The sequence below is a fragment of the Roseibium sp. RP-7 genome, assembly GCF_053005225.1.
Genome location: NZ_JBRKQA010000002.1, coordinates 450,283 through 465,671 on the forward strand (window position 1 = coordinate 450,283; position 15,389 = coordinate 465,671).

At 59.9% G+C, this 15,389-nt stretch carries 12 protein-coding genes; 7 read left to right on the forward strand and 5 right to left on the reverse strand.

All coding sequences use genetic code 11. The features are described 5' to 3' along the window. The first annotated feature begins 17 nt into the window (after positions 1-17). From ACVDG9_RS16755 to ACVDG9_RS16775, 5 genes are read left to right on the forward strand one after another with little or no spacing between them, the layout of a single operon-like run. Complete coding sequence (locus ACVDG9_RS16755; protein WP_447238515.1) at positions 18-554, forward strand: dTDP-4-dehydrorhamnose 3,5-epimerase family protein; 537 nt, start codon at positions 18-20, stop codon at positions 552-554. A 47-nt stretch (positions 555-601) separates the two neighbouring features. After that, on the forward strand, positions 602-1,507 hold the full coding sequence (locus ACVDG9_RS16760; protein ID WP_447238516.1) for a Gfo/Idh/MocA family protein: 906 nt from the start codon (positions 602-604) through the stop codon (positions 1,505-1,507). Further along, positions 1,504-2,475, forward strand: a complete 972-nt coding sequence (locus ACVDG9_RS16765; protein ID WP_055655282.1) for a glycosyltransferase family 2 protein — start codon at positions 1,504-1,506, stop codon at positions 2,473-2,475. Before ACVDG9_RS16760 ends, ACVDG9_RS16765 begins: the two co-directional genes overlap by 4 nt. A gap of 39 nt (positions 2,476-2,514) precedes the next feature. After that, entirely contained in the window at positions 2,515-3,690 is a 1,176-nt protein-coding gene (locus ACVDG9_RS16770; RefSeq protein WP_023000677.1) for a vWA domain-containing protein, read from the forward strand. A gap of 33 nt (positions 3,691-3,723) precedes the next feature. After that, on the forward strand, positions 3,724-4,851 hold the full coding sequence (locus tag ACVDG9_RS16775; RefSeq protein ID WP_447238517.1) for a class I SAM-dependent methyltransferase: 1,128 nt from the start codon (positions 3,724-3,726) through the stop codon (positions 4,849-4,851). A gap of 73 nt (positions 4,852-4,924) precedes the next feature. On the opposite strand, the gene ACVDG9_RS16780 is transcribed toward ACVDG9_RS16775, so the two are convergent. Beyond that, entirely contained in the window at positions 4,925-5,350 is a 426-nt protein-coding gene (locus ACVDG9_RS16780) for a universal stress protein (RefSeq protein ID WP_023000675.1), read from the reverse strand. Positions 5,351-5,419: 69 nt separating this feature from the next. After that, positions 5,420-6,208 (reverse strand): AraC family transcriptional regulator, encoded by a 789-nt coding sequence (locus ACVDG9_RS16785; protein WP_023000674.1) that lies wholly within the window; start codon positions 6,206-6,208, stop codon positions 5,420-5,422. A gap of 306 nt (positions 6,209-6,514) precedes the next feature. On the opposite strand from ACVDG9_RS16785, the gene ACVDG9_RS16790 reads away from it, so the two are divergent. Next, complete coding sequence (locus ACVDG9_RS16790) at positions 6,515-7,741, forward strand: MFS transporter (RefSeq protein ID WP_023000673.1); 1,227 nt, start codon at positions 6,515-6,517, stop codon at positions 7,739-7,741. A gap of 82 nt (positions 7,742-7,823) precedes the next feature. Here the strand turns inward: ACVDG9_RS16790 and ACVDG9_RS16795 are convergent, their stop codons facing one another. From ACVDG9_RS16795 to ACVDG9_RS16805, 3 genes are all read right to left on the reverse strand, one after another. Next, entirely contained in the window at positions 7,824-8,144 is a 321-nt protein-coding gene (locus ACVDG9_RS16795) for a 2Fe-2S iron-sulfur cluster-binding protein (protein WP_023000672.1), read from the reverse strand. A 126-nt stretch (positions 8,145-8,270) separates the two neighbouring features. Beyond that, positions 8,271-8,633 (reverse strand): Hpt domain-containing protein, encoded by a 363-nt coding sequence (locus ACVDG9_RS16800; protein ID WP_208984210.1) that lies wholly within the window; start codon positions 8,631-8,633, stop codon positions 8,271-8,273. 250 nt (positions 8,634-8,883) lie between these two features. Beyond that, positions 8,884-9,198: a hypothetical protein gene (locus ACVDG9_RS16805; RefSeq protein ID WP_023000670.1), complete on the reverse strand. Its 315-nt coding sequence runs from the start codon at positions 9,196-9,198 to the stop codon at positions 8,884-8,886. Positions 9,199-9,480: 282 nt separating this feature from the next. On the opposite strand from ACVDG9_RS16805, the gene ACVDG9_RS16810 reads away from it, so the two are divergent. Then, positions 9,481-15,255, forward strand: a complete 5,775-nt coding sequence (locus ACVDG9_RS16810) for an apolipoprotein A-IV repeat region-like domain-containing protein (protein WP_447238518.1) — start codon at positions 9,481-9,483, stop codon at positions 15,253-15,255. The last annotated feature ends 134 nt before the right edge of the window (positions 15,256-15,389 follow it).

A 15,389-nucleotide genomic window follows, 5' to 3' on the forward strand; every position in this document is an offset into this window, starting at 1 on the left:
TGGGGTCTGGCAATTCGATGAAAACCGAAGAAACGTCAATTGAAGGCGTGATTGTCCATGACCTGGTCTCGCACATCGATGATCGCGGCAGTTTCACCGAAATCTACCGGGAGACCTGGCTCACCGGTTTCAAGTCGATCCAGTGGAACATCGTCACCTCGAAAGAAGACACATTGCGCGGTGTTCACGTGCACAAGGATCACTACGATTATCTGATGGTCCTGTCCGGAAAGATGCTGCTTGGTCTGCATGACATACGCCGCGACAGCCCGACCATTGGAACATCGCAGTTTCTCGATCTTTCAACGGAAAACAGACGAGCTGTTTCAATTCCGCCGGGTGTTTGCCACGGATTTTATTTTCCGCAAGCCGCGACGCATCTTTATTCCGTTTCCACCTACTTTGACCCGACGGACGAATTGGGCTGCAAGTTCGATTGTCCGGAACTGAACCTGTCTTGGCCAACGAAGGACCCTGTCCTTTCCGATAGAGACAGAACAGCCGACAACTATGCGCAGATGCTTGATAAATTCTATGCGGACGCCAATGCCTGATTACGCAGTCACCTGCAATTTCACATCGCCGGCTGTTGGACACAGCCATGACTGATATCGGTCTGGTTGGCTTTGGCCGGTGGGGAAAGCTCATCTTTCGCGATCTGCGCAGCTTGGGTGTAAACGTGCACGTGGCGGTGCCCGGTTCGGACAGCCAGCGCGCAGCCCGGGAGGCCGGAGCCGTTTCGGTGTGCGATAGCGCTGCCAAGCTTCCTGACTGCGCGGGATATGTCGTTGCGCCACCAACAGTGCTTCACGCGGCCTGCATCGACGCACTTGCACCGCGGAACCGGCCGATCTTCTGCGAGAAACCGGTCACCAACGACGCACAGGCGGCGCAAAGACTTGCCGATACGCTGCACGAACGTCTCTTCGTCATGGACAAGTGGCGCTATCATCCCGGCATTTTGAAACTTGCGGAACTGGCAAAATCCGGCGCCCTGGGCCAGATCGAAGCGGTGCGCACTTATCGGCTCGGCTGGGGCAATCCTCACAAGGATGTCGACAGCCTCTGGATCCTGATGCCGCATGATCTTTCGATCGCACTCGAAATCCTGGGAACATTGCCCAAGGCACATTCGGCGATCGCCCAGATCCCGGGCCTGGGTGGTGAGGACCTGATTGCCCGTCTTCAAAACGATGGCGAACCGCTCACCGTCACCATGGAGATCTCTTCCCTCCATCCGGCCCCAAAACGCTCCGCCGTCGTGATCGGCAGCAAGGCGGTGGCCCAACTGGCCTCATCCTATGACGATCGCATTCTCCTTGCCCCGAGAGATCAAGGCCAGAAGCCTCAGCAAATCGAGGTTGGCACGAAGATGCCTCTTCTGGCCGAACTGGAAGCATTCGTCGCGCATCTGGAAGGGGGGGCTGCTCCAAAGTCCTCGGCTGCAGAAGGCGCATTGATCGTCAGGCGCATTGCCGAACTCAGAGCGCTCGCAGGATTGCCGTGACCCATCCGCGCTTCACCGTCCTGCTGCCGGTCAACAGACCTCCCGCGCTTCTGCCATTCGCCGTCGAGAGTGTTCTGGGCCAGTCCCTGCAAGATTTCGAACTGTTCATCGTATGTGACGGCGCCCCCCAAGAGACCGTGCAGGAAGCGGAGAAGCTGGCCGGGCGTGACGAGAGGATCCGTGTTTTTTCCTTCCCCAAGGGAGAACGGCACGGCGAAGCTCATCGGGACACGGCTCTCAAGCAAGCAAACGGCAAATTTGTTGCCCAGATCGGCGATGACGACATCTGGTTTCCCGAACATCTGTCGGAACTGGGCCGCCTACTGCAAACCTGCGACTTCGGTAATCTGCTTCAGGCTGAAATTCTGCCTGACGGGGCGTTCAAGGTTCATATCGGAGATCTGTCGGACGCGGACACGCGCCGCAAGATGCTGGAGACGCGTTGGAACTTCTTCGGCCCGTCGACGGTTGGCTATTCCCTTGAGGCCTATCAGTCTCTGGATGTTGGCTGGAGCCCGGCACCACCTGACTTCTGGACCGACCTCTTCATGTGGCGGAAGTTTCTGGCACGCCCGGACTTCACCTTTGCAACACGGCCCACGGTTCAATGCATCAAGCCTTCCGCCGTGCACCGTCAGGACATGTCGCTTGCCGAGAGGCAGGGTGAAATGATGGCGCTGATGCAAAGGTTTGCCGATCCGGCGGAAAGGCAGGATTTCCAGACCAGCTGCAATGAAATGCTGATCAGCCACCTCAGGTCCGAAAGCCGGCAGCATGCGGACAACGCGGCCCGGCAGACGCAAACGGTTTCCGCCCAGCAGGGGAAGATCCGAGAATTGCAGGCCGAACTCGACCTGCAGAAACGCCGTTACGACGCAATCCTCGCCTCGTCTTCCTGGAAGATGACGGCGCCCTTTCGCAAAAGTGGCAAGCTGCTTCGTAAACTCCTGTCGAAGCGACCTTTTTGACCCCTCGACAGGCAACTGCCGGGAACTTACCTTTCGCACATGTTCATTACCTTCTTCACCGAACTGAAATCGGCCGGCATCCCGGTCTCGCTCCGCGAATATCTGACGCTGATGGAAGCGTTGGATAAGGATCTGGCGGAAAAGAGCGTCGAGGATTTCTACTATCTCGCCCGGCTCACGCTGGTGAAGGACGAGAGCAACCTGGACAAGTTCGACCGCGTCTTCGGCCACGTCTTCAAGGGGCTCGACCTCATGAGCGAGGTTGCCACCACCGAAATACCGGAGGAATGGCTGCGCCGCCTGGCGGAAAAGCACCTCAGTGAAGAGGAAAAGGCCCAGATCGAGGCACTCGGCGGCTTTGAAAAGCTGATGGAGACCCTGCGCGAACGCCTCAAGGAGCAGCAAAAGCGCCACCAGGGTGGCAACAAATGGATCGGGACAGCCGGCACGTCGCCGTTCGGTGCCTATGGCTACAATCCGGAAGGTGTACGCATCGGCCAGCACGAAAGCCGGCACCGTCGTGCGGTCAAGGTCTGGGACAAGCGCGAATTCAAGGATCTCGACGACACCCAGTTGCTAGGCACCCGCAACATCCAGGTTGCCCTGAAGCGACTGCGCAACTTCGCACGAACGGGTGCTGCTGAAGAACTGGACCTCGACGACACCATCCGCGCAACAGCCCACAAGGGCCTTCTGGACATCAAGATGCGGCCGGAACGCCACAACGCGGTCAAGGTGTTGTTGTTTTTCGATATCGGCGGGTCGATGGACGATCATATCCGGGTCTGTGAGGAGCTGTTTTCAGCCGCACGTTCCGAATTCAAGGTGATGGAACACTTCTACTTCCACAACTGCCTTTACGAGTATGTCTGGAAGGAAAACCGCCGCCGCCACACAGAGCGCATGCCGACGATGGACGTGCTGCACAAGTACCCAGCCGACTACAAGATCATCTTTGTCGGCGATGCGTCCATGAGCCCCTACGAGATTGCCTATCCCGGTGGCTCGGTTGAGCACTGGAACGAGGAAGCCGGAGCCGACTGGATGCAGCGGATCACCGGGCTTTACAAGAGCGCGGTCTGGCTGAACCCGGTTCGGCAGGAACACTGGCACTACACGCATTCCATCCAGATGTTGAACGAACTCATGGAAGGCCGCATGTTTCCCATGACCGTCGAAGGTCTGACGGACGCCATGAAGGAATTGGCCAGGTAGATTTTCCGCACAAAAGGCGCAGAAAGGGAACACATGGAACCGCCCCCAAAACCCGATCACCCTTTCGCGCAACCTGTTTCCCACGCAACCACCACCGGCATGTCCGGCGGGGGATTTTACAACGCCAACTCGGCTGCCCAATGGTCTGCCATCGAACAGATATTGCCACTCGTTGAAGAGGCGATTGCGAACCTGCCGGTTGAGGGTACCGGCCCCGTCGGCATTGCTGACTACGGCTGCTCGGAGGGCCGCAATTCTGTTGCGGTCATGAAACACGCCCTCCCGGCATTGCTTGCGCGCACTGAACGGCCAATCCAGACCATCCATTCAGACCTTCCCACAAACGACTTTTCTGAACTTTTCCGCAGTCTCAGACCGGATGGCGGCTCGGTCTTCGGGTCTGACAGGATTTATTCGGCCGCAACCGGTGGCTCGATGTACGATCAGCTCTGCCCGCCGCAGAGCTTGCACCTTGCCACCACCTTCAACGCCATCGGCTTTCTCTCCTGCCGCCCTGTCGACACGTTGCCCGGCTATATCCTGCCCAACGGCCCAAGTGTGGCACGGGCAAATGGTTATGTTTCCGAAGAAGACCGGCATGCCTTTGCCGAACAGGCGAAGAACGATATCGCCCGTTTCCTCACCGTCCGCGCAAGGGAACTGGTTCCAGGTGGCAAGCTGCTGGTTCAGGTGTTTGGCTCCAAAGGACCGGCTCGAACCTGTGACGGCCTTTATGATCTTCTGAACGACGCGGTTCTGGACTTCGTCGAGGCCGGAGACATCAGCAGGGAGGTCTACGACCGCTATTACCAGCCGGTGTACATGCGGGACCTGCAAGAACTTGCAGACCCGGTCACCAACGATACGTATGGAGCTGCCGGCCTCTATTCACTCGACCGGTCAATGGAGTACGAAATTGCGGTCCCGTTCGTCGACCGCTTCAAGCAGGACGGCGATCTTGACCGCTATGCCCGCGACTATGTCAATTTCTTCCGCGCCTTCACCGAAGCGGTGTTGCGCGCCGCCCTGCCTGAAAGCCCATCACGGAAGGATCTGATCAACCGGATCTTTGCAAGGGCCGAAGACCGCCTGAAGGCTGACACCAGCCTCTACCCCTTCCGTTATGCAGCCGTCGCCATGCTGCTGACGCGCAACGGCTGACGGCTGGGGTTCACGAGCCGATCGACCTTTCAAGGCCCTACAGCATCGAACGGCATGATCGCTGCTTGTCGCTCTAGCTGCGCAGCACCATGACCGAGCACGGTGCGTGGCGGACAATGTGGGCGGCATTCGAGCCGATGAAGTAGGTCGACAGGCCGGGCTTGTGCGATGTCATCAGCACCAGGTCACAATTCGCCTTTTCGGCTTCCTCGATCACTTCATGATACACCGACCCCATACGCACGGTCACATCGACAGTGCCTTCGGGAACGTCCAGATCAGATGCGATCTTGTCGAGGATTTTCGCGGTTTCCTCGAATTCCCGCTTTTGCCAGCCTTCCGGAAGCTGACTCGCCACGAAGCTTTGAACTTCCGGGCAAACCGCCATCAGGTGGATCTTGGAGCCATAGTCGCGGGCAAACTGCGAGGCTTTGGCAAGCGCCTCCGTGGCAAAGCCGCTTTCGGCCGGGTCAACGGGAACGAGGATTTTCTTGAACATGTCTTGTCTCCCCAAAAAATCAGGTCGACTTTTTGTGCGCCCGGAAAACATGCACCGCCATGACAAGGATCAATCGGCTTCGACACCGTCAAAGTATCGGCCGGGTGTCACGCCGAAGGCCTTCTTGAAGGTCGAGACGAAGGCACTCGGCCCCTCGTAACCGAGCTTGTGGGAGACGTCGGAAACGCTTCGCCCGGACGCCAGCAACTCCAGAGCCCGGAACAGTTTCACCTGGCGGCACCAGGTTCGGTAGCTGAGCCCCGTCTCCGCTTTTATGCGCCGCTCGAAAGAACGCACGGAAGTCGCACACCGGTCCGCGGCCTCGCTGAGCGAGGGAATATGTGCCGGGCATCGGACGACGCCTTCGCACAGGTCGCGCAGCCGGGCATCCTGCGGCATCGGCAGTTGCAGGGGTGCAACCGGCAGCATCTTCAGCTGATCCAGGATTACCGCGGCGATCCGTGCCGCCGGTCCCTTGTCCGTCTCGGAACGCGGATAGGACATGAACTCGAGAATGAGTGCCCTGAGCAGGGTCGTCACCTGCATCACCTGCGGTGTTTGCGGCAGATCCCTTGTGTAATCATACTGGACATAGATGTAACGCAGCTCCGTGTCGGTCAGATACCGGGTCTGGTGGCTGACCCTGGGTGGCAACCACACCGCCCGCTCGGGTGGCACGAAATAGGTGCCCATCTCCGTGTCGATGGCAATCGATCCCCTGATCACATGGAAGAGCTGCGCTGCATCATGCGAATGCCAGCCATTGTTCCGGCCCTGCAACTGGGTCCGCGCGTATCCGATAATCGGCGCGGCGACAGCCTCTTTTGGAAACTCGGCAAGTTCGGGATGAATGCTCATGCGCCGGATCGTATACCTTCACCCCGATATTGCACAGAGGGCCAATAGCACCGGCGGACCCGGCAACGCAGCACAATCGCGGCAACTATGCCCAGTTCCTGCCGGAAAGGTGAAAGGCTTTCCCTGCGCCAAGCCATGATCGACAAGGATCATTTCGCGTTTTTGCCGGATACCAAGCGCTGCACCAGCCAGAATTTGGCGCGTCGGAAACATCTCATGACAAAACAGCGCTAACACGCAAACCGCAATTGGCGTTAGAAACAGCTCGCAACTCTGCCGAACGTTTTCTTTTTCCACGGCCACACAATGTCTTACTTCACCCAGAATGCGCACCCGAACGAGGCGACCGGCTGGCGGTCTCCTGTGGTTCTCCTGATGATCATGGCAGGTGCCATGCAGCTCTCCTTTGCTGCCTGGTGGAACCTGATGAACAACTTCGCCGTCCAGGAGCTGGATTTCACCGGCCGGGAGATCGGCATTCAGCAATCGATCCGGGAAATCCCGGGCTTCCTGAGCTTCCTTGCGGTCTATCTCTTGTTGATGATGCGCGAGCAGACGCTCGCCTATGTGTCGCTGCTGCTCCTGGGCGTCGGCGTTGCCGTCACGGGCTATTTTCCGACCGCGATCGGCTTTTATGTAACGACGCTGATCATGTCGATCGGCTTCCATTACTATGAGACTATGGCGCAGTCGCTGTCGCTGCAATGGCTGCCCAAGGCAACGGCCGCTGCAAGCATGGGCAAGATCCTGGCCGTTGGCGCCTTCGCCCAGTTGATCGCCTATGGTGTCATCTTCCTGGCGTGGAAGATGTTCGAATTGTCCTTCACGGTGGTTTTCGCCATTGCCGGTGGCCTGACGCTGGTCGTTCTTGTTTTCCTGATTTTCGCCTATCCGCATTTCCGTGAAGGCGTGCCGCAGCACAAGAAGCTGATCCTGAGAAAACGCTACTGGCTCTATTATGCCCTCACCTTCATGGCTGGTGCGCGGCGGCAGATCTTTACGGTTTTCGCCGGCTTCCTGATGGTCGAACGCTTCGGCTATGACGTTCACGAAGTCGCAGGTCTGTTCCTCCTGAACGGCGCCTTCAATATGGTGCTGGCACCCAAGATCGGAAAACTGATTGTTCGCTTCGGCGAGCGCAAGGCGCTGGTTCTGGAGTATGTCGGCCTGGTCCTGGTGTTCATCTGCTATGCCTTCGTCACCAACGCGACACTGGCGGCCAGCCTTTATGTGATCGATCACGCCTTCTTCGCGATCGCCATCGCCATCAAGACCTACTTCCAGAAGATCGCCGACCCTGCCGATATCGCCCCCACCGCCGGTGTCGCCTTCACGATCAACCACATCGCTGCGGTGTTCATTCCGGTGGTATTCGGCTTCATCTGGCTGGTGTCCCCGGCTGCGGTCTTCCTGGCTGGCGCTGCCATGGCCCTGGTCAGCCTTGTGCTGGCAACGCTGATCCCGAGCAATCCGGAAGAAGGCCATGAAGTGGACTTCTGGTACCGCAAGCCTTCTGCCCAACCTGCAGAGTAAACTCTGTACCTGGACAAAACAAAACGCCCGCCGGAGTGATCCGGCGGGCGTTTTGTTTGAAATCCTGTCTGAACGGACCTGATCAGGCCTGCCGCTCAGGCACATGCACCACAAGGCCGTCGAGATCGGACGTCACCTTGATCTGGCAGGACAGGCGCGAGGTCGGCTTAACGTCGTAGGCAAAGTCGAGCATGTCCTCTTCCATCGGCTCCGGAGATCCGGTCTTGCCGCTCCAGGCATCATCTACGTAAACGTGGCAGGTAGCGCAGGCGCAAGCACCGCCGCATTCCGCTTCGATACCCTGGACCATGTTCTTGATGGCGTTTTCCATCACCGTAGAGCCTTCAGCGGCGTCAACGTCGGTCCGGGTTCCATCGGCGGTAACAAATGTGATTTTCGGCATATGTCGCGTCCAAGCCTGAATTTGCGGGTCTTCGAAGCACGACATAAAGATTTACGGCAAAAGGTCAAGGACCGTGCCATTTCCACGCGGCAATCTGCCTCTCCCGTTCTGGCCGGGGTCTGTCCTTTAACCTTCCAGAAGGTCCCGGATGTATCGGTTCGCCTCATCGACCGCCGCAATCAGGCCTTCTGTGGCCGTATCGGTGCTCGAGCGCATCTTGCCTTCCAGATTTTCGCAAACGATCGCGACCCGCTCCGCGCCGATGGCCCGGGCGGACCCTTTCAGGGTATGCACGAGGTCGAGGCGAACGGAATTGTCGGTTTCCTGTTTCAACCGCTCAAGCGTCGAGATGGACTGTGACTTGAACAGATGCAGGACCTGCACTTCTAGATCCCGGTTACCCAGCGTATTGGTTGCCAGTTGCACCAGATCGATCGGTGCCTCCGGACCGGCGCGTCCGGCGACGCGGGCCATGGAAGAAGGGGCCATAAGGGTGCTCCACATTACTCGATACCTGCCTGACGGCACCCCGCCGCAAGCTGTAGAGCCACAACAATGCGCCCCAAGCCCAAACACCCGGTTAAACCGGTTGCTCAAACCGTCCCTTTCGGCCCATGTCCCCAAAAAATTGATTTCATGGTTAATGCGTTTTAACGCAGGTTACGAAACAGGATTAAAAAAGTCCTTGCGTTTCCGCCGATTTCCTGAATCGCTAAAATTTTAATGATCTGATTCGCCGTTAACTTTTTTTGACTTTTTGACTTGCAGAAAGTGCTTCGATGGCGGCGGGCGTGAGCTTGCAGACCAGCCAGTCGGGCTTGATTGGGTTGGAAAACCAAGGCTCTGCCCAACCTGCATCGATGCAGGCGCGGATTGTACGTGCCGGAATTTCCCGGCCGTTGTCATCGAACAGAGGCAGCTTGCCCCCCGCCTGCCCGAGCCCTTTTTGCAACCAACGCTTTTGCGCAGCCGTCAACTTTCCCGCTTTGAGAGTAACTTCCAGAACCGTATTTTCAGCATCTGCCGATGCGTCAACCTGCTTTGAATCCGGCATCCAATCCGCCCCCTAAGTGACTCACGCTATTGCCGTTTCTTGTTCGTTAGGAGAGATTGTGCCATTACAGTTACTGATGCGGCAAGGTGGGGAGTGTACCGTCGAACGGAAAGTTCACGGTCGGTCAGCGGCGGCCCTCTCGCACGAACAGGTTTTGCGGCGTTGCCACAGCTGGGCAACGCTCGCAACGAGGACGCATCCGGTAGATAACTGTAAGGAGCTGCGCCAGCGGCTCTGCACGATTACCGGTGTGTAATGAGTACGGATGTGAGGCGACCCTAAATGGCAAATCCGACAAAGGCGAAAGATCCGGCAGAAGCGGCTCTCTCAGCAGTTGAAGAAGCCCTGAAACTTGATTTCGGCGGCCCGGATACCACAGAAACAACCTCCGCGGCAGAGGCTAGCCCTGCCCAGGCGGAACCGGCACGCCGGTCCCAGGGGGAAACGCGAGGCCAGTCCCAGCGCGAAGAGCAGCGTCAGTCAAGACGCCGTGGCCGCGGCGGACGCCCGCCGGCAGCCAACGACGATCGCCGGAACATCGGCAACCTGATCTACTCCTTGCAGCGCCGTCCCTCGTCCGCGCCGTTCTGGGGCGCCCTCGCCCTCAGCGCCCTTTGGGCCGCGCTTGGCAGCAGCCTCTTCATGACAGCGTTCCCCGACAAGGTCGGATCGCTGACCGATCCCCAGACGCTGCTCAGCTCTCCTGAAATGATCCTGGCCGTCGTCGGCATCGTCGTTCCGATCATCTTCTTCTTCGTCATGGCCATGATGATCTGGCGCGCGCAGGAAATGCGCATTGTCGCCCGTGGCATGACCGAAGTGGCCCTGCGTCTTGCCGAACCGGAAGACATGGCCAAGGAAAGCATCCTCAGCGTTGGCCAGGCCATCCGCCGCGAAGTCGCCGCCATGGGCGACGGCATCGAACGCGCGATCGCGCGCGCAAGCGAGCTGGAAGTCCTTGTCCATAATGAAGTGTCTTCGCTGGAACGCTCCTATAATGACAACGAACTGAAGATCCGCGCCCTGATCGACGAACTGATCAGCCAGCGCGAGTCCATCGTCATGAACGCCGAGCGCGTGCGCGAAACCATCGCCGGTGCCCATGAGAGCTTCGCCTCACAGCTCTCCAGCACCTCCGGTGAACTCGGCAGCACCGTGGACCATGCAACCCAGCGCATGATCGATGCGGTCAACAGCCGTGTTGAAGAACTCACATCCACCGTCGACAGCCGCATCGAGTCTCTCGGTGCAACGCTGAACGCCTCCGGCAATGAACTGGTCGACAGCCTCACGGTCCGCGCGGAAGACTATGTTGCCCGCCTCTCGTCTACCGGCAACGACCTGGTCGACAGCCTGGCGGAAACCGGTTCCACCATGTGGGAAACGCTCACGGCACGTGGCAACGAGGTCAACGAACGCTTCGCGGACACCGCGAACACCTTCGTGGAAACCCTGTCCGCTCGCAGCACGACGATCAACGAGACCCTGGCAACCTCCAGCAACTCGGTGATCAACACCTTGAGCGAAAAGGCGGACGAGTTCCGGCTCACCCTGGAAACGACCGGCAACAACGTCGGCGAAGTGATCACGGCGCGTGGCGAGGAAATCAACGCCAACCTGTCGCTCACCTCCGGCCGTCTCATCGACACCATCACCTCGCGCACCGAGGAACTGGTGGCAACCGTCGACAACCGCGTCACCACGCTGGACGAGTCCCTTGCCGAGACCGGCAACCGTGTGGTCGAGAGCATTTCCGAAAAAGGCCAGGCAGTTACCGACACCATCTCGATCCGGGGTGCGGAAATCGTCGAGACCCTGTCCAGCCGGTCTACGGAAGTTGCGGAAATCCTGCGCGGCACGGGCGAGAGCATCGTGGTCGATCTGTCGCTGCGCGGTGGTGAAATCGCCTCCAAGCTCGACGAAACCGCAGGGTCCCTCACCCAGACCATCTCCGTTCGTGGTGGAGAGCTGGCCGAGAAACTCGACAACATCTCCGAACGTATCTACACCGCCATCTCCATCAACGGCAGCGAACTGGACGAACGTCTGGCTGCCCGCAGCAACGAGATGGCCACCATCCTGGAACAGCAGACCATTGGCTTCCGGGAGACCCTGGAAAGCGTCTCCGGCGAATTCTCTGCGAGCCTCGGCGACCAGACCGGTGCACTTACCCAGAAACTGGCGGAAACCGGAACCCAGCTTGCCGAACTCATCGGCAGCCGCGGCGACCGTGTCGCCGGCGACATCAACCAGATCAGCGGCAAGATCGCCGAAACTCTGGAAGTACGTGGCCAGGCGCTGCAGGACGGCCTGTCGAGCCGCCTCACCGAGCTGGAAACCATCGTCACCGATCGCGGCGGCCAGCTGATCGACGCTTTCGACACCAAGACCCTGCTGTTGTCCGAAGCGCTGGATTCACGCCTGTCCACGCTGGACACGACGTTCGCCACCCGTATCGACTCCATGGACGCCTCTCTGGGCGATCGCATCGCGACAATGGATGCATCGCTCGACCAGCGCTATTCGGCAATCGATGCAACCCTGACCGACCGTATCGCGGCCATGGATGCGACCCTCGAGCAGCGTTACACCGCCATCGACACGACCCTGACCGATCGTATCGCCACCATGGATGCGACCCTCGAGCAGCGTTACACCGCCATCGACACGACCTTGACCGACCGTATCGCCACCATGGACAGCTCTCTGGAGCACCGCTTCACCACCATGGATGCGGGCCTTGGCGAGCGGATCGGCACCATGGACGCTTCGCTGGAACAGCGCTACGCCCTGATGGACGCCACCCTCACCGATCGCATCAGCACGCTGGACAATTCGCTTGAGCATCGCCTCTCGTCGATGGACAGCTCGCTCAGCGAGCGGATCTCCACGATGGACTCCTCTCTCGGCAGTCACATCAACACCCTGGACCTGACGCTCGATCAGCGGACCGCGGCCTTCGAGGCAACCCTGGAAGCCCGTACGCAGATCCTGTCCGATGCCATCGAGAACCGCACCACCGGCATCAGCGATGCGCTGGAGGAAAAGACCCGCAACATCACCGATGTACTTGCGGACCGTTCCGACGCCATCACGCTGCAGCTTGGTCAGCGCATCGAAGCGGCCGGCAATACCCTTGCCGAGCGCGCCGAGGAAATCGGCCAGTCCCTGTCGCAGCGCGTTGATACAGCAACGTCTGCAATGGCTGACAAGGCCGAGCTGATCTCCGCCTCCATGACCAGCGGTACCGACCGGATCGACGAGACCCTCGATGCGCGTGCACGCCAGATCTCCGAAACCCTGATTTCCCGCACAAAGGAAATCGCCAAGGCCTTTGTCGACGGTCAGGACGAGATGACCTCTGCCCTCGACAACCGTCTGGCGGAAGCAGGCAGCGTGCTGGGCAAGCAGAGCGAGCAGCTGACGGAATCCCTGTCCGAGCGGATCGCCGAGATCAACGTCTCCCTGGGTGCCAAGGTGTTCGAGGTTGCCGAAACCCTCGACAGCCGCGCCACCCAGCTGGAAACGCTGCTGAACGAGCGTCTGGAAAGCATTTCCGGCACCCTCACCGGCGAGAGCGAGCGTGCCCGTGACATTCTCACGGCCGTTATCTCCGAAGCCGGAGCAACGCTCTCCACCGAAAGCACGCGTCTGCGTGATGTGGTTCAGGAAGCGGTCACCGCCGCTGTCCAGACCCTCTCCGACGAACGCAATCGTACGGTCGAAATCGTCGACAGTGCTCTCAGCCAGGCGACGGAGAAGCTCTCCGGTGAAGGCGATCGCATGCGCCAGATCGTCCTGGGCTCCGTCGGCGAAGCTCGCGGCGTCCTGGTTGGCGAAAGCCAGAAGGCAGCCGATGCGGTTACCTCTGCAATGAGCCAGGCTACCGGCGCAATGTCCGGTGAAAGCGGCAAGATCCGCGAGCTGGTGCTCAGCGCGGTTGGCGATGCCGCCCGTGCCATGGCCGCCGAAAGCGAAAAGGCCCGTACACTCTACGCTGGCACCCTGGCCGAGTTCTCCGGTTCGCTGACCGGCGAAAGCGACAAGGTCCGCAACGAACTGTCCGGCCTGATTGCCGAAATCTCCGGTAACCTGTCCGCCGAAAGCGAGCAGGCCCGCATGACACTGGCAAAAACGCTGGAGGAAATCCGCGGCCAGATGTCGAGCGAAGCCGGCATGGTTCGTGCCCGAGTCAACAGCGCCGTTACCGAAGCAGCAGATCTTCTGGTCGGCCGCGGCAACGAGGTCGCCAACGAACTGCTGGACAAGGCAACCGCGCTCAACGAAGCCTTCGGCGCCCGTTCCGGCGAGCTGGCGAAGATCGTCGGCACCGACGGCAACGAACTCATCAGCGCCATCGAACTGCGTGCCAACGACCTTACCGGACGCCTGTCCGAGGTCCACACGGCGATCCTGGAAGCCATCACGGTCAAGGGCCGCGATGTCACCGATACATTCGCCCATACCGGCCTCGACGCGACCCGCTCGCTGGTGGAAGCCGGCGACCGTATCGTCGCCAGCATCAACGAGCGCAGCGAACAGGCAACCACCCTGCTCACCGACACCAAGCGTCGGCTGGAAGCGGACGTTACCGAGATCCTCAACAAGATCGAGACGTCCAACAGCAACCTGCAGGGTATCGTCGCGACTGCGGGCGAGAACCTCAACGAAGTGGAGGGCAATCTGGCCCGCCGCGCCGGCGAGTTCCGCTCTGCCGTCGACCGGGCGGTTTCGGAAACCAACTCCACCACGGCCCTCATCACCGAACAGGTTGCAAACCTGCGCGATGTGACGGACACCACGCTGGCGGACATCAAGAACCTCACCGGCCGCTTCGGCGACCAGTCGGAGGAACTGACCAAGGCAGCCCGTCACCTGGAAGACACCAACCGCTCCGTCGAGAGCCGTGTCTCCGAGCGCCGGACCGCGATCGAGGACGTTGCGGACACGCTTCTGGCGAAGACCGAAGCCGTCGACACGCTCATGCGCTCCTTCACCAAGACCCTGTCCGAAACGCTGGAAACGGCAGACGACAAGGCACGCGATGCAGCCAACATGCTGTCCGCGGCGGCTGAAGCAGCATCCAAGCAGGTGTCCGAGCAGTTCGAATCCATGCGCCTCACGGCAGGCATGGAGGGCCAGAAGGCCCGTGAAGCTATCCGCTCCGCACAGGACGACATCATCGCCGAGATGACCCGCACCGTTACCGAAGCGTCCGATCGCTTCAACGATGCGGCCGCCCGGATGCGCGATGTTGCCCGCGACGTTCACCGCGAGCTGGAAGCAACCCGCAGCGAACTGAAACAGGGTGTCCTGAACCTGCCGGAAGAAGCGGAAGAATCTTCCGCAGCGCTGCGCAAGGTGGTCAACGAGCAGATCCGCGCTCTGACGGAACTCTCCGAGATTGTCGCCAAGCAGTCCAACGCGCTCGACATCTCCCGGCCGCAGGCTCAGGCAGCAGTGGCAAGCGCCGCTCCTGCTCCTGCCCCGCAGCAGCAGGCTCCGGTGAACTATGCTCCGGCAGCCCCTGCCCGTCAGCAGAGCGCCCCGGCAAGCGAACCGCGTCCGGCACCGGTCCCCACTCGCCGGCAGCAGCCGGCTCCTGCCGAAACCACCAGTTCCGGTGGCAAGGGTTGGGTTGCCGACCTGCTGCGCCGCGCCTCGCGCGACGACGATGCCGGTTCGGACACGGACATGAGCCGCACGCCGCTGCACACGGTTGAAAGCCTCAACTCGCTGTCGGTCGACATTGCCCGCGCCATCGATCACGAAACCTTCGTCGATCTGTGGAATCGCTACCGCAATGGCGAACGCCACGTGTTCACCCGCCGCCTCTACACACTGCAGGGTCAGCAGACCTTCGACGAAATCCGTCAGAAGTACTCTCGCGATCCGGAGTTCCGCACTGCCGTCGAGCGGTATGTGGCAGACTTCGAGCAGCTCCTGGCCCAGGTATCGCGCAACGACCGCGACAACATGCTCGGCCAGACGTACCTGACGTCGGACACCGGCAAGGTCTACACCATGCTGGCCCACGCCAGCGGCCGGCTCGACTAAGAGACGGACAGTCAGACACGAAAAAGGCGGCCACTGGCCGCCTTTTTTATTTGCAGGGGCAAAAAACGGCCGCCGACTTCATCGCTGGACGCAAGCAACCCGTTCAAGGCCAATTACCTGCATGAGTTCAAAAC